The sequence below is a fragment of the Antricoccus suffuscus genome (genome assembly GCF_003003235.1).
GTDB classification, from domain to species: domain Bacteria; phylum Actinomycetota; class Actinomycetes; order Mycobacteriales; family Antricoccaceae; genus Antricoccus; species Antricoccus suffuscus.
In genome coordinates this window covers 164,156-188,392 of the sequence record NZ_PVUE01000001.1, presented here as the reverse complement: position 1 = coordinate 188,392, position 24,237 = coordinate 164,156, and the positions used below count along the sequence as shown (strand labels likewise).

The 24,237-nt window shown below is 64.0% G+C and carries 20 protein-coding genes; 11 read left to right on the top strand and 9 right to left on the bottom strand.

Going from position 1 to position 24,237, the window contains the following annotated elements:
• Positions 1–123 precede the first annotated feature (123 nt).
• Positions 124–2,376, top strand: a complete 2,253-nt coding sequence (locus tag CLV47_RS00895; protein ID WP_106347115.1) for an MSCRAMM family protein — start codon at positions 124–126, stop codon at positions 2,374–2,376.
• A gap of 3 nt (positions 2,377–2,379) precedes the next feature.
• On the opposite strand, the gene CLV47_RS00890 is transcribed toward CLV47_RS00895, so the two are convergent.
• Positions 2,380–3,486, bottom strand: coding sequence for an acyl-CoA dehydrogenase family protein (locus tag CLV47_RS00890; protein WP_106347114.1), 1,107 nt, complete (start codon positions 3,484–3,486; stop codon positions 2,380–2,382).
• Positions 3,487–3,643: 157 nt separating this feature from the next.
• Here CLV47_RS00890 and CLV47_RS00885 point away from each other — a divergent pair, with 157 nt between their 5' ends.
• Complete coding sequence (locus tag CLV47_RS00885; protein WP_106347113.1) at positions 3,644–4,897, top strand: acyl-CoA dehydrogenase family protein; 1,254 nt, start codon at positions 3,644–3,646, stop codon at positions 4,895–4,897.
• 184 nt (positions 4,898–5,081) lie between these two features.
• Here the strand turns inward: CLV47_RS00885 and CLV47_RS00880 are convergent, their stop codons facing one another.
• Genes CLV47_RS00880 through CLV47_RS00870 form a run of 3 tightly spaced genes read right to left on the bottom strand, consistent with a single transcriptional unit; the run spans position 5,082 to position 8,237 of the window.
• Positions 5,082–6,722, bottom strand: a complete 1,641-nt coding sequence (locus CLV47_RS00880; RefSeq protein WP_106347112.1) for an AMP-binding protein — start codon at positions 6,720–6,722, stop codon at positions 5,082–5,084.
• 3 nt (positions 6,723–6,725) lie between these two features.
• Positions 6,726–7,610 (bottom strand): crotonase/enoyl-CoA hydratase family protein, encoded by an 885-nt coding sequence (locus tag CLV47_RS00875; protein WP_106347111.1) that lies wholly within the window; start codon positions 7,608–7,610, stop codon positions 6,726–6,728.
• A 21-nt stretch (positions 7,611–7,631) separates the two neighbouring features.
• Positions 7,632–8,237: a TetR/AcrR family transcriptional regulator gene (locus CLV47_RS00870; RefSeq protein ID WP_106347110.1), complete on the bottom strand. Its 606-nt coding sequence runs from the start codon at positions 8,235–8,237 to the stop codon at positions 7,632–7,634.
• Between the two features lie 134 nt (positions 8,238–8,371).
• Between CLV47_RS00870 and CLV47_RS00865 the strand changes: the two genes are divergently transcribed.
• From CLV47_RS00865 to CLV47_RS00855, 3 genes are read left to right on the top strand one after another with little or no spacing between them, the layout of a single operon-like run.
• Positions 8,372–9,010 carry a TetR/AcrR family transcriptional regulator gene (locus CLV47_RS00865; protein WP_170110895.1) on the top strand — a complete coding sequence of 213 codons (639 nt, stop codon included), beginning with the start codon at positions 8,372–8,374 and terminating at the stop codon, positions 9,008–9,010.
• Positions 9,007–9,924, top strand: coding sequence for an ABC transporter ATP-binding protein (locus CLV47_RS00860; protein ID WP_106347108.1), 918 nt, complete (start codon positions 9,007–9,009; stop codon positions 9,922–9,924). Before CLV47_RS00865 ends, CLV47_RS00860 begins: the two co-directional genes overlap by 4 nt.
• Positions 9,914–10,702: an ABC transporter permease gene (locus CLV47_RS00855; RefSeq protein ID WP_106347107.1), complete on the top strand. Its 789-nt coding sequence runs from the start codon at positions 9,914–9,916 to the stop codon at positions 10,700–10,702. The genes CLV47_RS00860 and CLV47_RS00855 overlap by 11 nt, the downstream gene beginning before the upstream one ends.
• A 78-nt stretch (positions 10,703–10,780) precedes the next feature.
• Here the strand turns inward: CLV47_RS00855 and CLV47_RS00850 are convergent, their stop codons facing one another.
• From CLV47_RS00850 to CLV47_RS00835, 4 genes are all read right to left on the bottom strand, one after another.
• The gene (locus CLV47_RS00850) at positions 10,781–11,812 is read right to left on the bottom strand and encodes an LLM class F420-dependent oxidoreductase (protein ID WP_106347106.1); all 1,032 of its coding nucleotides are present in this window, start codon (positions 11,810–11,812) and stop codon (positions 10,781–10,783) included.
• Positions 11,809–13,353, bottom strand: coding sequence for an acyl-CoA synthetase (locus CLV47_RS00845; protein WP_106347105.1), 1,545 nt, complete (start codon positions 13,351–13,353; stop codon positions 11,809–11,811). Before CLV47_RS00845 ends, CLV47_RS00850 begins: the two co-directional genes overlap by 4 nt.
• A gap of 109 nt (positions 13,354–13,462) precedes the next feature.
• Positions 13,463–14,275 carry an enoyl-CoA hydratase/isomerase family protein gene (locus CLV47_RS00840; protein ID WP_106347104.1) on the bottom strand — a complete coding sequence of 271 codons (813 nt, stop codon included), beginning with the start codon at positions 14,273–14,275 and terminating at the stop codon, positions 13,463–13,465.
• Positions 14,272–15,063: an enoyl-CoA hydratase/isomerase family protein gene (locus CLV47_RS00835; protein WP_106347103.1), complete on the bottom strand. Its 792-nt coding sequence runs from the start codon at positions 15,061–15,063 to the stop codon at positions 14,272–14,274. Before CLV47_RS00835 ends, CLV47_RS00840 begins: the two co-directional genes overlap by 4 nt.
• Positions 15,064–15,253: 190 nt before the next feature.
• Between CLV47_RS00835 and CLV47_RS00830 the strand changes: the two genes are divergently transcribed.
• Entirely contained in the window at positions 15,254–16,171 is a 918-nt protein-coding gene (locus CLV47_RS00830; RefSeq protein WP_106347102.1) for a type IV toxin-antitoxin system AbiEi family antitoxin domain-containing protein, read from the top strand.
• A 277-nt stretch (positions 16,172–16,448) separates the two neighbouring features.
• On the opposite strand, the gene CLV47_RS00825 is transcribed toward CLV47_RS00830, so the two are convergent.
• On the bottom strand, positions 16,449–17,480 hold the full coding sequence (locus tag CLV47_RS00825) for an ROK family protein (RefSeq protein WP_170110894.1): 1,032 nt from the start codon (positions 17,478–17,480) through the stop codon (positions 16,449–16,451).
• A gap of 377 nt (positions 17,481–17,857) precedes the next feature.
• Here CLV47_RS00825 and CLV47_RS00820 point away from each other — a divergent pair, with 377 nt between their 5' ends.
• From CLV47_RS00820 to CLV47_RS00800, 5 genes are read left to right on the top strand one after another with little or no spacing between them, the layout of a single operon-like run.
• Positions 17,858–19,414, top strand: a complete 1,557-nt coding sequence (locus tag CLV47_RS00820) for an ABC transporter substrate-binding protein (protein ID WP_106347100.1) — start codon at positions 17,858–17,860, stop codon at positions 19,412–19,414.
• Positions 19,415–19,422: 8 nt separating this feature from the next.
• On the top strand, positions 19,423–20,367 hold the full coding sequence (locus CLV47_RS00815; protein WP_106347099.1) for an ABC transporter permease: 945 nt from the start codon (positions 19,423–19,425) through the stop codon (positions 20,365–20,367).
• Between the two features lie 11 nt (positions 20,368–20,378).
• On the top strand, positions 20,379–22,142 hold the full coding sequence (locus CLV47_RS00810; protein WP_170110893.1) for a dipeptide/oligopeptide/nickel ABC transporter permease/ATP-binding protein: 1,764 nt from the start codon (positions 20,379–20,381) through the stop codon (positions 22,140–22,142).
• The gene (locus CLV47_RS00805; RefSeq protein ID WP_106347097.1) at positions 22,139–22,963 is read left to right on the top strand and encodes an ATP-binding cassette domain-containing protein; all 825 of its coding nucleotides are present in this window, start codon (positions 22,139–22,141) and stop codon (positions 22,961–22,963) included. Before CLV47_RS00810 ends, CLV47_RS00805 begins: the two co-directional genes overlap by 4 nt.
• Positions 22,941–24,170 (top strand): CaiB/BaiF CoA transferase family protein, encoded by a 1,230-nt coding sequence (locus CLV47_RS00800; RefSeq protein ID WP_106347096.1) that lies wholly within the window; start codon positions 22,941–22,943, stop codon positions 24,168–24,170. Before CLV47_RS00805 ends, CLV47_RS00800 begins: the two co-directional genes overlap by 23 nt.
• Positions 24,171–24,237: the final 67 nt, after the last annotated feature.

Here is a 24,237-nt window from a genome sequence, read left to right as displayed (position 1 = left end):
ACGACAGCCGCTCTCAACTATTGCAAATTGATTCGAACGACAGAAATATCGAATAGGCATCGCCTGCACTGCTATGTGGTGCTCACTCCGCCTACGCGTAACACCTGACGAATTGAGCGATCAATGATCCGGCGAACAGTCAGCACTCTCTCGGCACTACTACTTGGTGTCGGCGCGCTGCTGATCGGCATCGCACCCGCTCACGCCGAAGTCACCAGCGGATGGGCGACGTGGACTCCGATCACCGGCACCTCGAACAACTACGCGACGACTATGCAGCTGCCCGCTCAGGGATTCCCGAAGGCGACGGTCGCGAGCGACTCACGAGCAAATGTCCAATTGCCGAGTGGCGCCTCGACGTACCTCGGCGGGGCGTCGAGTCCGGTGCCGACTCCGGTCGGCCTGAAGTATGGGTCGAGCAGGAACAACCCCTACCTCAACCTCCGCCCGAAGGCCGACACGGCAACCGCACCGTCGACGACGACGTACACCTTCGACTCGCCGACGCCCAATACCGGTTGGACGTTCGTCCTGGGCGACATCGATAGCGATCAGGTCAAGATAAGCGCAACCGGCGCCGACGGCGTCGACCTGACGGCAGCACAGATCGATGAATGGAAGGCCGGACACGACACCTTCAACTACGCCGGCGAAAGCGATCTGCCCACGTGGGATCCGGCGACATCGACTCTGACAGGTAACGTCGCGGCCGCCGACACTAGCGGCGCGTCCGCGTGGTTCGAACCCAACATCTCCATCTCGAGCCTCACCTTCACCTTCACCCGCCGGGCCGGATTCCCTATCTACCAGACCTGGTTCGCCAGCCTCGCGCGCACGATCTCAGGCACGGTCACCGATACGTCACCGGCCGGCAGCAGTTGTTCCATTGACGCAGCGACGGTCTTCTTGCAGGGGCCCAACGGGGAGGACCTGGCCCAGACCAACCCGGTCGGCGGCGCCTACTCCTTCGGTCAATACGCGACACAGGACGGCTACACGGTCCGCATCGAAGCTCCGCCCGGCTGCGCCTTGAGCGGTCCTGAGAGTCAGACCGTGAGCACTGCGAGCGCCGACGCGACAGCCGACTTCTCGCTGCGGGCGATAATTCCGCAGACCGCATCCGGGACCATCACCACGACCGACGGTCATCCTGTGGCCGGCGTCGAGGTGACGCTTACCCCGCCAGGCGGCGGCACGGCGAAAGTGACGACGACCGACCCGGCCGGCAACTACCTGTTCGACGACAACGCCGAGGTCGCCGGTTATACCGTGGCGCTCACCGGCGTACCTGACGGTTTTGCTCCGTCCGGTCCCGCCTCGCTGGCGTTCGACATCTCGCCAGGATCGCCTGTCACCGGGCTGGACTTCATCCTCGCCGAGCTACCTGCGGTGAGCGGGACCGTCATCGGCGGCGGGGATCCACTCGGCGGAGTGACGGTGACACTCACCCCTGCCGGCGGCGGCACGGCGGTCACGACAGTCACGCGCGGAGATGGAAGCTACGTATTCGAGCATGTGCCATCCGGCGACTACGACATCGCCGTATCGCCGCCAGAAGGTTTCAATCCAGCCGCTCCGCTGCAAGGAGTCGCGGTTGGGGCGGCCGACGTCACAGGACAAGACTTCGCCCTCACCCGACCCGGTGCGCTCGGCGGACAGGTCACCGATGCCTCCTCCGGCAGCGCGCTGAGCGGGGCAACGGTCACGGTGACCGGACCCGGCGGGAATCGGACGCTCATCACCGACCCGGACGGAAACTACTTCCTCGACGGACTCGCTCCTGGCACATACAACATCGTGTTCACCGTCCCCGACGGCTACACCGCCGACGGCGTCACGCAGCGCTCAGTCGCGATCACCGAACTCGGTGAGATCCGCGGCGGCCAAGACTTCGCCGTAACACCGCAGCCGCTCGCGACGTTCGACGCTGGGGGCACGATCACGGCGGACGGCGTACCGCTGGGCAATGTGACCGTCACAATCACTAATTCTGCCGGGACAGTTGTTGGTACGACGACATCCGCGCCAGAAGGCACTTACACCGTCCCCGGACTTACCGTCGCGGACGATTACGTCGCCACCGTTACCGCCCCAGATGGTTATACCGTCGCCGGACCGCCGACGGTCACGTTCAACGTGGTCGACGGATCCGTGAGCGGAATCGACTTCAAGCTGACCAAGACGCCTGTCGGAGGCGAGAGTCCCGCACCGCCCCCGACCTCTGCCGCGCCGCTCCCGATTTCCGGAGGTACCCCTCCGGCGCATACCCTGGCACAAACCGGAATAGCGGCGCCGCAACAGTCGCTGCTCGCGCTTGGGCTGATCGTGGGTGGCATCGCCTTCGTCGCCCTCGGGCGCCGGCGGCGTACCGCGTAATCCTCAGATTCCGGAGCGCTGAAGGTACTGCTCACGGTGGTACGACGAGTCGCCGAAGAAGAACTCGCTTGACTTCGCCCGCTTGAAGTAGAGGTGCGCGTCGTGCTCCCAGGTGAAGCCGAGGCCGCCATGGATCTGGATCGTATTGCGGGCGGCGTTGAAGTAGGCGTCCGAGCAGTACGCCTTCGCCAGGCTGGCAATCGCCGGGAGATCGTCGTCCTGGTCGGCGATCGCCCACCCGGCGGCGTACGCCGCAGACCGCGCCGACTCGATCTCGAGCAGCATGTCCGCGCACAAGTGCTTGATCGCCTGGAACGAGCCGATCGGCCGGCCAAACTGATGGCGCATCTTGGCGTAGTCCACACTCATGTCGAGGCATGCCTGCGCCCCGCCGACCTGCTCGCAGGCGAGCGCGACGGCGGCCAGATCCCGCACACCGTTGAGGATCCGCTCGCCGTCACCGTCGGTGCCGATGAGCCGAGCGGGTGTCGCGGCGAATTCGAGGCGCGCGAGCCTGCGCGTCTGGTCCATGGTGGCAAGCGGCGTACGGCTAAATCCTTCGGAGACGGCAAACAGTGCCAGTCCGGCGGCGGTGCGCCCGATGACGAGTACGACGTCGGCGGTCGCGCCGTCCACGACGAAGCTCTTGTGCCCCGTCAGCTGCCAGTCGCCGTCACTTTGCACCGCGGTCAAGACGATCTGACTGCCATCCCACTGCCCGTTGTCCTCGGCATGGGCGAGGGTCGCGCGCGTCGTACCGGCGGCGATGCCCGGCAGCAGGTCCCGCTTGGCGGCGTCATCGCCTGACTCCAGGAGCGCCGACGCGGCAAGAACAATGCTGGAGAAGTACGGCGCGCAAAGGAGCCCGCGACCCATCTCCTCGAAGACGACGACAAGTTCGAGCCAGCCGTATCCTGCACCGCCGTACTCCTCGGGAATCGCCAGACTCTGCAAGCCAAGCTGCTGCGCCATCTGCCGATAGATGGCGGGGTCGTAGCCCTCGTCGGTCTCCATCAAGCGACGTACCTCGGTCAGCGGTGACGTCTTCTGCAAGAACCGCCGTACCTCCTGGCGAAGCTCTTCTTGTTCCTCGCTGAAAACGAACTTCACGGTGCTCCTCGGAATCTACGGGCCGCTTCGCAATGGGGCCAAGGGATCCCACGCGACAAGGGCAGTCCAACGACCGTAACTCAGCGGTTGCCTGGACGGCAATCTAGGCCGACATGAAATCGACATCGTTTTCAGATTGAGTTACGATCGGCCCGTGATGTCGACGCCTGCACAGCCCGATGCCGATAGCGTGCGCGCGGAGGCCCGCGCCTGGATCCAGTCAAACTGGGACCCCGACCTGTCCTTGGTCGAATGGCGGCGACGGTTGGTCGATGCCGGATGGGCGACGCCGTCCTGGCCGGAGCGGTGGCACGGACGCGATCTTCCGAAGTGGGCCGACGACGTCGTCAGCGAGGAGATCCGCGCCGGTGGCGCCGTTGGACTCCCGCTTGGCACCGGCACCAACTTGGCCGCGCCGACCATCCTCGCGCAAGGATCGGACGAGCTGCGCGATCGCTTCCTCGCCCCCATCCTCACTGGCGAGGAGACCTGGTGCCAGCTCTTCAGCGAACCCGGCGCCGGCTCGGACCTCGCCGGGCTCACGACCCGCGCAGAGCGCGACGGCGACGCGTGGGTGATCAACGGCCAGAAGGTCTGGAACACCAGCGCGCATCACGCCGACTTCGGGCTACTCGTCGCGCGGACCGACTGGGACGCACCGAAACATCGCGGCCTAACCTACTTCGTCATCCCGATGCACCAGGAAGGCGTGGAAGCGCGACCGCTGCGGCAGATGAACAACCACGCGTCATTCAACGAGGTCTTTATGACCGACGCCCGCATCCCGCATGAATACATGGTCGGCCAGCAAGGCGATGGATGGCGGGTCGCGCTCACAACGTTAGCGTTCGAGCGGAAGTTTGGCTCGCTGGCGCGACCGCAGTACGGCGACGCCCCCGGCCGCGCGCTTGACGAGGCGCGGGCCGAAGCCGCCGCGCATTTTGAGACGTACAAGTGGTACCCGCAGCGCGCCGGCCGGGTCGACCTCGTCGTGTCACGGGCGCAGGCGACCGGCAAGGACAAGGATCCCGTCGTACGCCAGGAAATCGCGCGTCTGCTGTCGATGCAGAAGGCGGCGCAATGGACCGCCGACCGCGCGCGGGCCGCGCGCAGCCTGGATCGCACACCGGGACCCGAGGGTTCGATCGGCAAACTGGCCAACAGCGACATCGCACGCCAGGCCTCCGTCGTACACGGGATGATTTCCGGCGCAGATGGGATGTTGACCGGCGCGGACAGTCCGCTGGACGGAGTCGTCGCCGAGGTCCTTATCTCGGTGCCGGCGCAGTCGATCGCCGGCGGCACCGATCAAATCCAGCGCAACATCCTGTCCGAGAAGGCACTCGGCCTGCCGCGCGAACCGTCCTTCGATAAGGACAAACCGTTCCGCGACGTACCGCACAATCGGTAACGCCCGACCTACGCGCGTGTGCTTGATCGGCCTCGGCGCGACTGTGGGAGAGGACCTCAGCGGATGGGAAGTAGCCCGCCTCCGCAGTTAGTGTGGAAGTTTCGTGTACGTCGGCGTGCACGAAACTTCCACACAAGACCCGCTCACTGATTGTCCGGAGGTACTCAAAGCACAATCGCGGGATCTAGGGTTTGAGCGGTTCGTAAACTTGCTCGCCTAGCAGCTCCGCGATCCGGAACTTCTGCACCTTGCCCGATCCGGTCAGCGGAAAGGACTCCGCGACGTACCACTGGGCGGGCGTCTTGTACGGCGCAAGATGTGCCCGGCACAACGCGCGAAGCTCGTCCGGGGTTGGTCGTGCCATATCGTCGCGTAGCCGCAGGATCGCGGCGACCCGCTCGCCCCACGTGTCGTCCGGTACGCCGACGACGGCCACATCCTCGACGGCCGGATGGGTGAACAGGAGCTGCTCGATCTCACTGGGATAGATGTTCTCGCCGCCGCGGATGATCATGTCCTTCAGCCGGCCCGTCACCCGCAGGTAGCCGCGCGAGTCCATCGTGCCGAGATCACCCGTGTGCAGCCACCGATCGGCATCGACGGTGTCGTCGGTGGCCTGAGGATTGTCGTAGTACTCGATCATCTGCTGATATCCACGAGCCCGAATCTCGCCCTGCTCGCCGATCGGCACCGGCTCGCCGGTGACCGGATCCGCGATCTTGACCTCGACGTTCCAGAGTGGTTTTCCCGCTGTGCCGGCCTTGTCCGTCTCAGAATCGGTCGGACTCACTTGGGTCACGATTGGGCTGAGCTCGGTCTGCCCGTAGACGGTCGAGAAGCGGCACCCGAACGCCGCCTCGACCCGGCGTACCAGCTCGGGCGGCACCGACGAACCACCCGACATCGCGACCGCGCAGGCGCTCAAATCGAAGCCAGCGAAGTCGGGGTGGTTAAGCATCGCGATCAGCATGGTGGGTACGCCGAGGAACGCGTCGCCACGATGATCGGCCATCGCCCGCAGCACCAGCTCGGGATCGAATGCTTGTATCAGAAGCAAAGCAGAGCGCATGTGCGCGGCGCCGAGCACACTCATCCCGCAACCGGCGGTGTGGAACAGCGGCATCGCCGAAGCGAACCGGCCCTGTTCGGTTAGCCCGCCGCGTACGGCAATATAGCGCGCGTTGGTGACGAGCCCGCGGTGGTGAAGCAGCGCGCCCTTCGGCGTACCGGTAGTGCCTGAGGTGTATTGGATCTGAGCCGGATCCTCGGGCCGTACGACGGGCAGCTCCCGCGAGGTGCCACGCCAGCCGCGCACTTCCCGCGACCACGACGCGAAGTTCACCAACCTCGGAGAAGACGGGAGACCCATTGCTGCCTCCCGCGCCATCGCGGTCATGTCGGTGCCGCGGAAGCTATCGGCATGGAAGAGCCCCGTCGAACCCGACTGCGACAGGACGAACCGCAGCTCTTCGGCGCGCAGCGCGGGGTTGGCCGTGACCAGGATGAGTCCGGCCATCGCGGCGCCGTACTGCAATACCACCCATTCGGGGATATTCGGCGCCCAGACGGTAATCCGGTCACCGGGTTCGAAGTGCTGGGTTAGCCACTGCGCGCAGTGTTCGGCTTCATCACGTAGTTGCGCGTACGTCCAACTGCGATCGGTGCGGTCGGCGCCCGTGAGAGATGGGCTGTTGTGCGGCGCGATCTCGATAATCGCAAGTTCGTCCGGGCTGTCCGCTGCCCGCATCCGCAGGAGGTCACCGACGGTCAGCTCGAGGACTGGTTCGCTAGTGTCTGCGGGGAAGTACGACGTCGTCAGCGTCATCGTTCATCCAAGGTCGGCGAGGTCGGCTTCGGTGGGCAATGCTCCGCCGCCGTCGGGGATGTGCCGGCCCGAGTCGCGCCACGCGACGGCCTTGTGGAAACCGTCGCGTTCGGCGAAGTCCTTGAACCACCGGCCTTCCGCGGAGTGCCGGGTGATCCCGTCGAACAGGGTCGCGAGGATCTGGGTGCCGCCCAGACCCATGTTGTCGTACGCCTGGTTGATCATCAGCTTCTGCATGACGAGCTGGTTGATCGGTACGCCGACGATCCGGTCCGCGAGCGCGTCGACCGCTTCGTCGAGCTCGACTTCCGGCACCGACTCGAGGGCGAGTCCCCATTCGGCCGCTTGGGTGCCGGGGATCGTGTCGCCGGTAAGCAGCATCCGTTTCGCCCGCTGCGCGCCGAGGCGGTAGACCCACATCGCGGTCGTCGGGCAGCCCCAGACTCGAGCGGGCGGATACCCGATCTTCGCGTCATCGGCCATGATTAGCATGTCGCAGGACAGCGCGATGTCACTTCCACCTGCGATCGCGAACCCCCGCACCTTGGCGATGGTGGGTTTGAGCGAGCGCCACAGTTTGAAGAAGTCGTCGGTGTTGCGCTTCATCGCCTTGTAGTCCTTGATCGGGTCCCACACGGCGTCCTGCGCCCAGCGATTTGTCGGATCACCTTCGGCGTACTGCTTGAGGTCGTAGCCGGCGCAGAACGCTCGGCCCGCGCCTTGCAAGATGATGACGCGTACGTCGTCGTCATCATTCGCACGCTCGATGGCGGCGTTGATTTCACCAGGCATCTCGTCGTTGATGGCGTTGAGCCGGTCGGGACGGTTGAGCGTGATGTAGGCCTTGTGGTCACGCGTCTCGTAGATCAGGGCCGAGTAGTCGGTCATGGCGGGTCCAATCTGTAGGGGTCAGGAAGCGACGATTTCGTGCTGGAAGATCTGACGTGCCAGGCTTGCCCAGTCGTCGATCAGCTGCCGCGCGTGCGCGTCGGTCTGCCGCAAGACGCGCGAGATCGCGAGCCCACGCAGCAGCGCGATGGTCAGATCGGCGACGAGCGGGTACGCCGGATTCGAGGTGTACGCCGCACCGAACGCGACGTCCACGACACGCCGCAGGTCCAGGCCAGCCCGGCGTTCGGCGGTGCGTAGCGCGGCCTGCAGCTCCGGATCGGTGCGCGCCGCCGCCCACAACTCGAGCTCTGCTTGGAAAGCCGGCCGGGAGAGCGCGTCGTACAGCGCACGGGTCGCACGGGCGACAGGGTCCAGATCGGTTGGCAGATCGCTGAGCGCGGAGCGGACGGCGGTTTCGTTGCGTTCAACGAGGTGCTCGACGAGGGCGGCTGACAAGTCGGCGCGGGTCGCGAAATGGTGTAGCAGCGCGCCCCGGCTTACCTTCGCCGCCTTCTGTACGGCGAGGGTCGACACCCCGGAATACCCCGACTCAAGGAGTGTCGTGACTGCGGCGTCGAGGATGCGCGCCCGGGTCTGTTCGCGTTGGTCGTCTCGCGTCGTCATGCGTGAGACGCTTTCACAGTCACTGCTGACTGTCAATGAGTGGATTGAAGACGGATCGATCGCCAATGCCGAGACGGAGGTGATGCGCGGCCAAGTCGTTGATGAGGGCTGCACAACTGTGCAATAATCTGCACATGCGTCCAGTACCCGGAGATCTGACGGCGACCGCCGCCATCCTGCGAGAGGCGATGCGGCTATTCGCAGAACGCGGCGCCACTGCCGTGTCCATCCGGGACGTCTCAGCTGCAGCAGGAGTTTCCTCGTCGCTGGTGATTCACCACTTCGGTTCGAAGCGCGGCCTGAAGGAAGCCGCCGACGAGCGCGCAATGGGTGCACTCGAGGAGGTGCTCGCGGTCTCGGGCGATGAATCCACCGTCGATGGCGCCATGGAATCGATGCAGGCCAGCCTTGTCGACCAACTGCAACAAGAGCCGCTGTTGATGCCCTACCTGCGGCGACTCCTCGTCGATGGCGGGCCGGCCGCGCAGGCGCTGTTCGACAGATTGCTTGAGTCGACGCGCGGTGCACTGCATCAGTGGCAGCAGGCGGGGATCGTGCGCCCTAGCGCCGATGACGACGTGCTGTCGGCATTCGTCTTGGTGGCCGACCTGGCAACAATTCTGCTCGGCGAGCAGATTCAAACCGCGCTCGGTTTCAACCCCGTCCAGGGCGAGGGCCTGCAGCGCTGGTCGGCGGCACTACTTGACCTATACCGAGAGGGCATCTTCATCCAGCCCCCAGCGCAGGACCGGACACACAGGGGGAAGCGATGACTCCGCCCGTCGTGGTCGCGGAAAAGATCTCCCGCAGTTTCGGCGGTCACCTTGGTATCGACCAGGTCAGTCTCGAGATCGCTCAGGGAGAGGTATTCGGATTTCTCGGCCCGAACGGCGCGGGTAAGTCGACCACGATTCGGATCCTGCTGGGTCTGTACCGTCGCGACGCCGGCCGAGTCGAGGTGTTCGGGCTCGACCCGGCGCGACATGCGCCGGAGGTGCATCGCCTGACCGGGTATCTACCAGGCGAACTCGCCCTCTACTCCCGACTATCCGGCCGGCAGCATCTACAACGGGTCGCCGGCGCCCGTGGTCAGACCGACACGGCGTACCGCGATGAACTTGTCGAACGGTTCGGCGTCGAGTTGGACCGTCCGGTCCGCACCCTTTCCAAAGGCAACCGGCAGAAGATCGGGATTGTGCTGGCGTTTATGCACCGGCCGGACCTACTGATCCTCGACGAACCCACCTCGGGTCTAGATCCTCTCCTACAGGGCGAATTCGCCCGCCTCGTGCGGGAGACCGCCGACGATGGCCGCACGGTGTTCTTGTCCTCCCACGAACTCGACGAGGTGCAGCGTCTGGCGGACCGGGTAGCAATCATCCGTGAGGGCAACATCGCGGTCACCGACACGGTCCAGGCACTCCGGCGAGCCGCGCCACGCACCATCGAACTGCGCTTCGACCGTAGCGTCGATCCGGCGCAGTTCGCGGCTCTAGAAGGAGTGCGGGTCACGAACAACGACTCGGACCAACTGACTCTGTCCGTAACCGGGGCCGTGGCGCCTGTGTTGGCGCTCGCTGCGCAGCTCGATGCGCTTGATATCAGCGCTCGCCGGGCCGACCTGGACGAGCTGTTCCTGACCTACTACCGCGACCAGCCCGCCGGGAGCGCCCGTCATGGCTGTTGACATCCTGCGCCTGGATGCCAGGCTGCGACGCCGATCGATAATCGGCTACTCGCTGGGCATGGCGGCGTACGTCCTGGTGGTCGTCGTGATCTACCCAGCCTTCAAGGACTCCAGCAGCCTGGACAATCTAGTCAGCAGTGACTCGACGGTCGCCGCGCTGTTCGGAGTCACGGGCTCGCTAACCTCTCCGTCCGGTTGGCTCAACGCCAACGTCTATGCAAACTTCCTCCCCCTCATCCTGTTGCTGATGACGATCGGTTACGGCGCTTCGGCGATCGCCGGGCAGGCCGAAGAAGGGACTCTGTCCTTAGTCACCACGCTGCCACTGTCACGGCGTCGGATCGCTGCGCAGAAACTCGCCGTAGTTTTGCTGCTGACGATTCCGGTAGGCGTCCTGACCCTGGCCATGGCGCTCATCGGGCGGTGGTTCCAGTTAGAGGTCGCACTCGGACCGCTGCTGGGAGCCACGATCGGCGCCTTGCTGCTCGGCGTTGACTTCGGGATCCTCGCACTGCTGGTCGGCGCATGGACCGGCAGCCGCGGAACCGCACTGGGCGTCGTGTCAGCCCTCGCCGCCGCGTCGTACCTGATCGGCTCGCTCGCAACCACCGTGCAGTGGATGCATCCGCTACGTTTTGTGTCGCTGTTTTATTGGAGCGTCGGCAACAACCAACTCACGGACGGCCTCTCCGCGACGTCAGTGCTGGTACTCATCGCGGTCGCATTGATCGCCGCCGCGGCTGCGGTAACCGCCTTCGACCGACTCGACGTCCCCTGACAGGACCGGAGCGAGCGTTTTAGAGTGCAACGTTTGCGTACGACGTCCGGACATAACGTTGCACTTCAACCGTCAGGACTAGGAGTGCAGCGCGCTCACCACGTCACGGCGTACGGCGTCATCCAAGTCGTACGGCGCGTAGATGCTGAACCTGTCGGCGATCCCGTCGAAACGGCGCCGAATCTCCGCACCTACCGACGCCGGCTCCCCCACCACGGCAAACGCGTTGAGTACGTCGTCGTCGATCAGTCCGGCCATCGTGTCCCATTCGCCGCGTAGCGACAGTGCGTGCAATTCGGTCTGCAGTTCACCCCAGCCGTGCAGCTCGAGCACGCCGCGGTACGCCGGAGTCGAGCCATAGAAGGCGATTTGCTTGCGTACGCCGGCGCAGGCTGCCTCGAACTCAGCTTCGTCCCGGCCGGTCGCGACAAAGCCGGGATAGATCAAGCTGAACTGGTCACGATCACGTCCGGAGATCGACAGCCCGGCCTCCACCTGCGTCATGGTGACTTCGCGGAAATAGCGTTCGGTGGTGAAGCCGTGCACCAGCAGCCCATCGGCGACCTCGGCTGCCACGGAGGTCATCTTCGGGCCGACCGCGGCCAGCATGACCGACGGCGGACCCCATGGATTAGGCCCGGGCGAGAACATCGGCGTCATGAGGGTGTGGGTGTAGAAGTCGCCCCGGAAGCTGAGTCGGTCGCCCGATTCCCACGAGTCCCAGATCGCGTGCATCGCCTCGATAAACTCGCGCATCCGCTTGGCCGGTTCGGACCACGGCATGCTGAAGCGGCGCTCGATGTGCGGCTTGATCTGGGTGCCGAGCCCGATGATGAACCTGCCACCGCTGAAGGACTGCAGGTCATTCGCGGTGACCGCCATGGTCATGGGGTTGCGGGCAAACGCGACCGCGATCGACGTACCCAAGGTCAGTTCGGCGGACTGTTCGGCGGCCAGCATCAGCGGCAGGAACGGGTCGTGGCTGGTCTCTGCCGTCCAGACACCGTCGTACCCGACGTCTTCGGCCGTCGCGACTTGCGCGCGGATGTCCGCGAGCCGGGCTCCGGCCGTTCCGTCGATAGTGCCGCCGATGTTGCCGTCAACCTTCATGTCGTCTCTCCCTTGAGGTACTGAGCGCGGATCTGGTGCTTGACTAGTTTGCCGACCGGTGTGCGCGGCAGTTCGGCCACGAAGTCGATGCTCTTGGGCACCTTGAAGTGTGCGATCCGCTCCCGCAGGAACTCGAGAAGTTCCGTCGCGAGTTCTGGGGTCGGCTCGATGCCGTCGGCAGGCTGTACGACGGCCTTGACCTGTTCGCCCATCTCCGGGTCCGGTATGCCGATCACCGCCAAGTCGGTCACTTTGGGGTGCAGCGCGAGCGCGTTTTCGATCTCCTGCGGGTAGATATTTACGCCGCCGGAGATGATCATGAAGGCCTTGCGGTCGGTGAGGTAGAGGAAGCCTTCGTCGTCCATATAGCCGATGTCGCCGGTCGTCCCCCAGGTCGGGTGTTGCGGGTTCTTCGCCTGGGCGGTCTTTTCCGGGGCGTTGTGGTATTCGAACGGGAACTCCTCACGCTCGAAGTAGATGACGCCGCGCTGTCCGGTCGGTACGTCGTTACCGTCGTCGTCACAGATGTGCAGGACACCCATCAACGCTTGACCAACCGTGCCGGGCCGGCTCAACCAAGTCTCGGAGCCCACCAGCGTCGCGCCGATGCTTTCGGTTGCGGCGTAGTACTCCTCGAGAATCGGGCCCCACCACTCGATCATCTGCTGCTTGACCTCAACCGGGCACGGCGCGGCGGCGTGGACGGCGACCTTATGGGTCGACAGGTCGTACTTGGTGCGTATCTGCTCAGGGAGCTTCAGCATCCGGATAAACATCGTCGGCACCCACTGACTGTGCGTCACCTTGTAACGCTCGATCGCCGCCAACGCGCCCTCCGGGTCGAACTTCGGCATCACCACGACGGTGCCGCCGGCGGACTGGGCCATCGTGCTGAACCGGAACGGCGCGGAGTGGTACAGCGGGGCCGGGCTCAGATACACCGTGTCGGTGCCGAACCCGTATGCCACGCCAAACACTGGGAACAGCGGGTCGGGCTCCTCACCGATCTGATATCCCGGCAGGGGGCCCTTGATTCCCTTCGGCCGGCCCGTCGTACCGGAGGAGTAGAGCATCTCCCGGCCGGTCGGCTGATCTTCCATCGGCTCACTCGACGCTCCCGCGAGCGCGTCCTCCAGGTTGCGGTGCCCCTCGATCGGGCCGTACGCCGCAAAGCGCAGCTCGACCTTCGGCGTCTCGGGGATGAGCTTCTCGCCCTTGCCGGCGTACGCACCGTGCACGATGAACGCCCGGGCACCGCAGTCGTTGACGATGTAGGCCACTTCGTCGACGCTCAAGTTGTTGTTGATCGCGGTGACGTAGAGCCCGCTGCGCACCGCCGCCCAATAGGCGACGTAGTAGATCAACGAGTTCGGCGCGATAAAAGCAAGCGAGTCGCCGGGCCGTAGGCCGTGCTCGTGCAAGACTCGCGCGAGACGGATCGACTGCTCCTCTAACTGCGCATAGGTGAGCGACTCGCTGTTGTCGGACATGATGGCGGCCAGCTTGTCCGGTGTCTGCGCGGCAAATGATCCTGGATACACCGATTCCTACCCCTCGTTGCAGTCTGATCTCGCTCGTGTCAATGAACGTATCGCTTTTGGGCTTTGTATGGATAGTTCACGCCGCGCGGTGCCTAGGGCCAGGCGGCTGTCAGGTGCCGTCGCCCAAGCGCCCAAACCGCGGTGGACGGTTCTCGCCCATCGCTGCCATCGCCTCGCGCGCATCCGAGTCACCGATCGCCTGCCAGCCGACGGTGTCACTATCCGCGGCAGCGTTTCGCAAAGACATGGAGGTATGCCGGTAGACGAGTTGCTTGGTGAGCCGCATCGCGGAGGGTGACATCCGCGCGGCCATCGCCTCGACGTAACCGACGGCCACCTCAAGTAACTGCTCGTCGGGCACGACCCGTTGCGCGAAGCCCGCCTGCAGTGCCTCTTCGGCGGTGATCTTGTCCGGACGCCAGAGCCAGTCGAGCGCGTTGCCGGTGCCGATCTGACGGGCGAGCATCCAGGTGATGGTGTGCTCGCCGATCAGACCGCGCTCGAGGAACACGCTGCGACACCAGCCGCTCGCGCCGAAGATCCGTACGTCGGCTGCCGCGGCGAGTACGACGCCCCCACCCGCCGCCGGACCATTGACCGCCGCAATCACGGGCTTGTCCGTCTCCAGCAGGTAGGTGAACAACCCGTGCGGATCGGTCTGCCTGGCGCCAGACACTTGACCAGGCCCGGACTCCGCAGCGGTCGTGGCCGCCGCCAGCTCGGCGACGTCGAGGCCCGCACAGAAACCGCGACCCGCGCCGGTAAGGACGATGCCGACGACCTCCTTCGAGGAGTTGGCCTCCGCTACCGCCTCACGGAGATCGCGCACCATCTGGTTGTCGATCGCGTTAAGTTTGCCCGGGTTGTCGAGCGTGATGACCGCGACCGGGTCGTTGATCTCCAGCGTGATCTGCCCGCTCATCGCACGTCTCCCTCGAAGTCCGGATCGGCTAGGACATCTGGCCGCGTCATCACCAGATGGCGCCCGGTCTCGTGTCGCAGGTACGCGCGCAACGACAGTTGCCCAGCCTTCGTGAGGTTGTCCCGAAGCCCGCGTACGGCGGCCGGCTTCACCGCGATCAGCCGTTCAACCGCCGCACCGAGCGACTCGTCAAACGACGCATCGTCGTACACCTCATTCACCAGGCCCGTCTCGAGCGCCTCCTGTGCGGTGATCTTCCGCGGGCGATACATCACGTCCGCGGCTATGGCCGGTCCCACCTTGTTGGTGAGACTCCAGGCCAACCCGAGGTCGCCGGCGACCCCGACGTCCAGGAACGCCGAATTGAACCGCGCGCTCGAAGTGGCGAACCGAAGGTCGCACGCCATGGCTAGCCCGAAACCGGCCCCGGCTGCGCTTCCGTTGACTCCGGCGACCGTGACGGCGTTGAGTTCGGCGAGTAGGGCGGGCAGTTCGAATGGTCGCGGGTCGGCCGCGAGATTAACGCCGGAGTTGTCCGGCACGCGACCCTGCAGACGATCGAGATCCGCGCCCGGGCAGAAAAAGCGGCCCTCCCGGCCGCCGCGGATGACCAGCACCCGCATCTGCCGATACTCGGAAGCCTTGTGGGCGGCCTCCCACAGCCCGCGCAGAACGAATGGGGTCATCGCGTTTACCGGCGGGTTCTCGATGCTCAGTTGAACGAGCGGTGCGTCACCCGTGAGTCGAACTGATCCGTCGCTGTATTCAGTCGTGCCGCTGGATGCCACCTGATATCTCTCCTGACTTGCGGTCCTTGTAAGTCATCTCTAGCACCTCGGCGATTTGTGTGGAAGTTCCACGTACGCCGGCGTACACGAGATTTCCACACAACTCGCGCCCGCGGATCGCCTTATCCACAGCAAACGAGCGCGGATACCCCGCCCGCCCGAATTTTGGTTAGACATAGCCATGGATTCCATGAGCCCAGTCCACAAAGCGCTAGCGCTCGCGCAGCGCCAGGGCGGGGTCGTGACTCGCGCGCAGCTCGGCGATGTGCGCGTCGGTCGCCGAACGATCGAAAGGTTCGTAAGTGACGGGGTCTGGCAGCGCCTCGACCGGAGCACCGTGCTGACCACGCCGTCGCGCCCGAGTTGGGACGCGTACTTATGGAACGCCTACCTCGACGACGATTGCGCCGTATATGGACGTACGGCGGCGTACCTGCTCGGACTCGATGACGATCAGTCGCTGCCGGTCCAGATCGCCATCGACCGCTCGCGCCGCGCCACAAAGCGAGTCAACGCAATTTACCGACGCATCGACCTCACTGCGCGCCAGTTTCGCAGCCTGAGCGGACTACGGTGCGTCGGCCTCGAGGACACCGTGCTCGATCTATGCAACGAAGGCACACCGCACGACGTCGTCGCGTGGATAACCGCCGTCGGGCAACGTCGACTCACCACACCCGAGAAACTGCTACTGGCATTACATCGCCGGCCACGGATACGTCACCGCGCCCTGATCGAAGCCGTCATTCGGGAGGCGGCCGGCGGCGTACACAGCGTCTTGGAGTACCAGTACGCCGACCGCGTCGAACGCCCTCACGGGCTTCCTTCTGGCACACCGCAAGCGCATCCGGCGACCGAATCCGGCGCTGTTGATAAGTGGTACGAAGAGTACGGGTTGGTCGTCGAACTCGATGGCCTGAAGTGGCACACCGAGTCGTTTCGGGACCGCGCCAGGGACAACGCGAACACCCGCTCCGGTCAGTCGTCGTTGCGTTACGGATCACGCGAACTGTTCGGCGATGCATGCGGCGTCGCGCGCGAGGTCGGCGGATTGTTGCTGCAACGCACGTGGCCGGGCCCGTTCATCAGCTGCCCGTCGTGCCCCTAGGTGACTTATGTGGAAGTTCCGTGTACGCCGGCGTACGCCGAACTTCCACGTAATCCGGCGATGGCACGTCTCAGCTGGCCAACTAGGCCGGCCGGTGTACGCCGATACCCCGTTCCCCGCGCTCGTCCGGCCCGAGCCCCGAATCCAAGGCTGACCGGCTATCGCGGGTGAGCATTCCAGACCCACCCGTGCGATTCAGTTTTCTGTACAGTCGTCCGACCCACAAGTACGTCCCTCGCAAAATCGTTGAGCGGATCCCATCTCAAACGCCCGATACTTAGTTCTCGGGCTGAGTCGCCAGGATGCGCGGGTTAGCTGCACGCTCCTGGTCGAGTAACTCGCGAGTTCGCTGGTGATCGAGCACGGCGTGCACTCCACCGCGAAGCCAAGCCTGGCGGCCGAGATCGGTGAAGTCGATCCTGATGCCGTCGAACAACGCAGGGTCGACCAGCTCCATGATCCGAGTCCGTATTCTTGTCCGCCAACGTTCCAGGAATCCCCCAGCCGAGCCGGTCAGAATGAGTCGTTCGGGATTGGTGATTGTGATGAGCCACATGGACGCACGCGCGAAGCTCTCAAAGCTGAGCTCAAGAGCCTCCTCGGCGTCGCGATCACCAGCGGCTGCTCTCTCCGTGACCTCGGTTGCCCATTCGATAGATTGACCCGATAACTCAACGTAACGGTTCTTGTATGCGACGCTGCCAGCGATATCGTCAATGTAACGCAGTTGGTCCTGGCTCCAAATCCGAGCACGACCGATCCGTCCGGCAAGGCCCGCGGAACCAACATCGGGTACCCCGTCCACAATATGGGTGGCAGTAATCTCCGGGCCGAAGTTCAGTACGACTGCTCTTCGGACCCCGATCGCCATACCTTCGCGGCTCTCCGCGAGCGCCGCCGCACGGGAGGCATCATGCACGGTAATGACGGCCTCGATGCGTTCAGCTAACAATTCGACGAGTGGAACAAGGCGCCAACCCATCCCTGGACTATCGACGGTCCCGGTGTTGGAATCGACCGTTCCATGGACAACGACGCCCATATACAGCGGTAGGTGAGCGACTGCGTGGGCGACGCGTAGGTCAATGATGCGACCGACCGATTCATCGATAATCCGCTGGACATCCCAGCCGGGATGGAACTGTACATTCTCGGAAATTGGGCGGCCTCGCGCATCGCAGAGCGTCAACTCTGCGTATCGCAGTCCGACGTAGAGCGACACGACGCAGAACCGCAGCGGATTGAACTCATATTGCAGGGCGGGTCGTCCTTGTGCCCTCTGGGCGCCGTGCACGTCGACCTCAAGCACGTGACCAGATTCAACAAGAGCGTTGAGAATTATCGCAATACCCTGCGCGGAGAGGGTCGTGCGGCGCGCCAGTTCGGCCCGCGAAAAACGACCGCCTCCTCGGAGAGCATCGAGAATAACGCGAGTGTTGCTCAGGCGGAGATCACGGTTTCTGCGGCCCGATCCGGCAGCTATATCCACAGTATTAGGCATCTCCTTCAATTTGTCTGACACAGCGTGTTACGCGAGGTTGCGGCCGGCTCAGAATTCTCTGTTAGCTGTCCGCATCAACTGTACCTTCTTTCAAGCGATCTCTTGCGTCACATAAATCTTTCCTCTACGGTGTTGATTAATTATTTTCTTCTTGATTAATCCACCAGGAATTACAGGAGATCGCGATGCACGAGACTGCAGTCATTAGATCCACGCACGGGATGCGTCGTAGTCGCCTACGCACCCTGGCCGTCGTCATAACACTGTTCAGCCTTCTGCTCGCCGCTTGTGGCGGGGGGACAGGCGCTACGGACAAACCCGGTGGCACGCTGAAGGTTGCGGTCGCCACCGACGTTCAGACGTTTGACCCGCAGATGGCTGCTGTCGCTCAGGAGTACTACCTGAATCCGGTGTTCGACACCCTGATCCATGCCTTGCCTGACGGCACCTATGAGGCGGCTCTCGCCGAGAAGTGGGAAATCATCACTCCGACGACCTTTGAGTTGCAGCTTCGCCCCGACGTGAAGTTCAGCGACGGTACGCCGGTGGACGTCCAGGCCGTAGTCGCCAACTTCGAACGGGGAATAGCGATGACGGCGAGTCCGTCCGCAGCGTTCTACTCAAACATCACATCCGCCGAAGCAGTCAATGACTCGACTGTGCGCCTGAACCTCGTCCACCCGACAACCGATATGCTTTCCCAACTCACCCGGCTGCCAGGGATGATGATGAGCCCGGCGTCGTTTGATGCTGATCCCGACACCAAGCCCATCGGCGCCGGTGGCTGGGTCTATGACGCGGCCGCCTCCAACGCCGGCGAAGTACAGGTATATCAGGCCAACCCGGACTACTGGGATCCCAAACGCGTCAAGGTCGATACCGTCGAACTCCGGCTACTTGCAGACGCCTCGGCAGCCACCAACGCCATACTCGACGGCCAGGTCGACGTCATCGAGATGCGCGCCGAGTCCGACCGAGCGACCCTCGACAGTGGATCGCTCCAACTCATCGAACGTGCTAACGCAAACGTCTATTACATGCAAATCATGGACACCGACGGCACACTGCTTAAGCCGATGGCAGACCCGCGCGTGCGCAAGGCCCTGAACCTGGGCATTGACCGTAAAGCCTTCAATAAGGGACTCCAGTTCGGCAACGGCAACCCGAGCCCCAGTTTCTGGCTCCCCGACACCCCCTACTACGACAAGTCTCTCGAGGACCTCGCTTACGACCCCGTTAAGGCCAAGAAGCTACTGGCCGAGGCTGGCTATTCGGATGGGTTTTCAGTTACCCTCCCGACCTTCGGTGCTCTCACCGAGGTGGCCGAGTCCGTCCAGCAGATGTGGGGAAATATCGGCATCACCGTAGAGCTCAACCAGGTCGAACCCGGCACACTCGCCAGTGTGATGCGCAACGGCTCGACTGTCATGACCCCAACCATTGCCCGCGGATTCACCGCTGAATCTCAATATTCAGAACGGAACGCGCCCGGCGGCGCATACGATCCGCTGAAGACCGACCGGGGCGATCTCGCAGCACTCGCGGAGAAGGCATTTAACGGCGAGACGGAAGAACAGCAAAGCAAAGGCTGGCGAGATGTCTACACATACCTGATCGACCAGGGTTACATGATCGTCATCGGCCATCAGATTCCAACCGTCGTTGTCGGCAAAAACGTCTCTGGTGTGCAGCTCGCGCCATCGGACAACGTGCCGAAACCGTACGACATCACTGTCGTCTGAGCGAGCCCATGCTACGTATCGCTCTGAGCCGCCTCTTAGCGCTCATTCCACTACTAGTCATCGCCAGTTTTGTAGCATTCCTACTGCTGCAACTCACCTCGACCGATCCCGCCGTGGTCCGCCTCGGAGATAACGCGACAAGCGAGGCGTATGCGGCGTTCCGCCACGAGATCGGCGTTGACCGTCCAGTTCTCGTTCAGTACGGAAGCTGGCTCTTAGGTGCGGTCCACGGTGATCTCGGGACCTCTTGGTCCAACTCGACGCCGGTGATCGACTCACTTATGACTCGCCTGCCCGTCACCCTGTCGATCTCGGTCGCGGCCCTCGTCGTGGGGCTCGTGATCGGCATCCCGACCGGGATCGCTGCGGGAATTCGTGCCGGCCGCAGTAGCGACTCGCTCCTCACCGGTGGGGCCTCCCTGGGCCAGGCCATTCCGAGCTTCTGGTTGGCGCTGCTGCTCGTCGCGTACGTCGCAATGAAAACACCCTGGTTCCCGGCTACGGGCTATGTGCCTTTCGCCCAAGACCCGGGTGGCTGGCTACGCAGTATCACCCTGCCGTCGATCGCACTCGGGGCCGCGGCCGCCGGCGCGTTCGCTCGCCAGACGCGGGCTGGGTTCGTGCAGGTACTACACGAGCCCTATGTCCGCGCGACAGTCGCAGGCGGACTTACCCGCCGTCGAATACTATGGCGCACCGCGCTGCGAAACGCGTCAATACCCGTAGTGACGATCATCGCCGGCCAAGCTGCCGTGCTCGTCGGCGGCGCCGTCGTCATTGAGCAGGTGTTCGCTTTGCCGGGGCTCGGCCAGCTCGTCCTCAACGCGATCCACAACGGCGACATTCCGGTCGTGCTTGGCTTCGTCGCGCTCATGGCTCTCCTGGTGGCTGTGATCCAATTCCTGCTGGATTTGGCCTACGCCCTCATCGATCCCCGGATTCGTGCAGCATGAGGGGCGGATCCGTGCTAGTGAAAATGTCCTGGGTCATCCTGTTCGTGGTCGCGACTCTCGCGGTTATCGGCCCATGGATCGTTCCCTACGATCCGACGGTCGGCGACCTCGGTGCCGCTCTCACCGGGCCGGGCCGCGCGCATTGGCTCGGCACCGACTACTTAGGCAGAGACACCTTAAGTCGGCTCATCGACGGAGCCCGAGTGTCGACTATCGCCGGATTGCAGGCAACGGCGATCGCCGTGGTCCTCGGCGGCGGGATCGGCATGGCCATCGGGCTCTTGGGTGGGTGGGTCGACCGCATCGTGATGCGCATCGTCGAGGGCATCTCGGCGATCCCGGCCATCGTGCTGGCGATCGCGCTCATTGCGGCACTCGGCAGCGGACTCAGCCGATCGATGCTGGCAGTCGGGATCGCGTTCGCGATGGGCATCGCCCGGTTGGCGCGGGGCCTGACCCTAGCGGAGCGAGAGCGGCTCTACGTGGATGGCGCCCGGGTGATCGGTGCGGGTCGCTTCCGCTTGCTCCGCCGTCATATATCCCCTAACATCGCAGCCCCCATGGGCGTTGAGGCGACCCTGGTCTTTGCGCACGCGGTGACCATTGAAGCGGCCCTTAGCTTTCTTGGCCTTGGCACCCAGCCCCCTGCGGCCAGCTGGGGAGTCATGCTGTCCAGCGCGCAACGCGCGATTCGTGAGGCACCGTTCCAGGCGATCCCGCCGGGTCTTGCGCTCGTTCTGACGGTCCTGGCGCTGAACATCGTCGGAGACGCGCTCGTTCGCCGGCGTAGGGGTACCGCTCTGGACAACCCAACCGGATATCTCGAGCCGGTTGGCATGCAGGCCGCCCCATCCCATCACGCCGACACCGACAGCGTGGCTGCCGCTGGATCCGAGCCGGACCCCGCTTCAGCGCCATTGCTCGACGCTCGCGGAGTCACGGTCCGCTACGGCGACACAGTTGCGGTCGATCGGGCCGACGTGACGGTTGGTCACGGTGAGGTCGTCGCGCTGGTCGGCGAGTCCGGTAGCGGGAAGACCTCGGTCGCTATGGCGTTTGCGGACCTTCTCACTCCACCTGCATCAGCTAACGCCGACCAAGTACGGCTCGGAGGCGGGGAGCCGCTCGAGCTCGTCGGCGCCGACCGCAAGACGAGGGCGGCGTGGCGCAGCCGCGTCGGAGTGGTGTTCCAGGAGCCCTCCGCGGCGCTGAACCCACTGCAAACGGTCGGACGCCAGCTGCGAGACGTTATCGTCGCCCAGCGTCGACTCGCCACCTCAAGGGATACCGAGTCGGATACCCCCTCAGCGCGACGCCCCGTTACCGAGGAGATCTCTTCGCTGCTTACCTCGGTCGGGCTTCGTCGCCCCGATGAAGTGGCGAGATTAAGACCTGGTCAGATCTCCGGCGGTATGGCGCAACGGGTCATGATCGCTATGGCACTCGCCAAGTCTCCGATCCTGCTGATCGCTGACGAGCCGACCACAGCGCTCGACGTGACTGTGCAAAGCGAAATCATCAAGCTGCTGCGCCGCCTGTGCCATGAGCGGGAGTTCGGGGTCTTACTCGTCACTCACGATCTCGGAGTGGCCAGCGAACTCGCTGATCGAGTCGTCGTGATGCTGCGCGGCAACGTCGTCGAGTCCGGTCCGATTGGGACCGTCATCGCTCATCCCAGCCACGCCTACACAACCGCGCTCGTCAGCGCTGTCCCCCGGAATGAACCGGGCCGCGCGATCCTCGAGTCGCCCCAAGGACAAGAGGTAGTGGCATGAACGCGTCAGAACCGCTGGGCCTGATCGAGGACCTCACCGTGCAATTTCCTCGTCGACGCAGCATTGGCGATATACGGCCCAAGCCGTTCATCGCGGTCGATCACGCCTCTCTCGACATTCGCCCAGGTGAGATTACCGGGCTCGTAGGCGAGTCGGGATCCGGGAAATCAACCCTCGCCCGCGCGCTCCTACGTCTCGTTCCTTTCACCGGGCGAGTGATGATCTCTGGCACGGATGTCGGGGCGCTGCCGACGCCAGCTCCCCTGACGTATCGCCGGACGGTACAGACCGTGTTCCAAGATCCGCTTCAGGCGCTCAACCCACGTCACAAGGTAGCGGAGCTGGTCGGTGAGCCCTTGGCGATCCACGCCAACTTCGGTACGCGTAATCGACAGGACCGGGTCGTCGCGACACTCGAGTCGGTCGGCCTCGATGCCAGTTTCTTGCACCGCACCACTCGAGAATTGTCTGGGGGACAGCGTCAACGGGTCGCTATCGCACGAGCGATCATCGTCGAGCCGTCGCTGCTGATCCTCGACGAGGCGCTAAGCGCGCTCGACGTCACTACGGCGGCTTCCGTCGCCCGCCTGCTATACGGCCTGCTACGTCCAGACTCAGCCATGTTGTTTATCGGCCACGACCTAGCCATGGTCCGCCAGCTGTGCGACCGAGTACACGTGATGCGTGAAGGACAAATCGTGGAGTCCGGTACCGCAGACGAAGTCTGCGGCACCCCACGCCACGCGTACACGCAATTGCTTGTCGCATCAATCCCACGTTTACTACCCAAGGAGACCCATGAGCTACGACCGGCCACATGACGGCACGAACGACACCCCTGGTCCGCTCCGCGGCGTGAAGGTGCTCGACGCAAGCACGATGCTTGCGGGGCCGCTTACCGGTGGACTACTCGCCGATTTTGGTGCCGACGTGATCAAGGTGGAGGACATCCGCGGCGGCGACCCTATGCGTCTCATTTCCGCTGACGAGCAGGGTCGGTCAGTGCAATCGAAGATCTCCAACCGCAACAAACGGAGCATCGCAATCGACCTGCGCCACGAGCGCGGGCAGGCGCTATTTCTCGATCTAGCCGCCCAGGTCGATGTCGTTTCGACGAACTTCCGCATGTCGACGCTGGAAAAATGGGGCCTCGGCTATTCGGCACTGTCGGCGGCCAACCCAGGCCTAATCATGTATCACCTGTCCGCGCTCGGACGATCTGGTTCTCGTCGCGACGATCCCGGTTTCGCCCGGGTCGCCGAGGCATACGCCGGCCTGACCTACGCTTCCGGCGAACCCGACGGGCCTCCAATGTTTTCTGGCTACGCGATCGCCGACGGAGTCGGCGGCCTGCATGGCGCCTTCTCCATCCTGCTTGCCCTCTACGAGGCGCAACGCTCCGGACGAGGGCAACTCGTCGAGCTGTCCCTCGCTGGAGCGACACTGCGTATGCTCGAAGGCCTCGTCGCCGCGTACGAGACGAGTGGCCGATCCCCAGAGCGCACCGGTAATCGCAACGGCATCGCACCTAACGGCATCTACCGCACCGGTGACGACCAATGGATCGTTGTGCCAATCAGCACCCCCAGCATGTGGCTACGCTTCGGCACCGCGATTGGTCGGCCGGAATTGGTCGACGATGAGCGCTTCAGGACCAACGCAGATCGTGTACGCAACAGGGAGGCGCTCGATGCGCTCCTCGAACCGGAATTCGCGAGTCGCACTCTCGATCAGCTCTACGACGCCCTGCGCTCCAATGAGGTCGCGGTCGGGCGGGTCAATTCGATGGCGGACTTATTCGCCGACGATGACGCCTGGACCGAAGGCATGCTGGTTCGAGTACCCGATACGCAATACCGTCGGAGTATCGGTATGCCGGGTGTCATTCCGCACCTCTCGGTGACTCCTGGGCGGATCCGTCACGTCGGGCCCGACGCCGGTGAGCACACGACCGAGGTACTACGGGAGCTGCTTTGCATCGATGACAACGGCATCGACTCGCTTCGCTTAGCCGGCGTGATTTCATGACCACATCACCGGTCGCTCCAGCCACGATAAAGGGGTTCGGACCAAGGTGTTTGGCGATGCGTGCGGC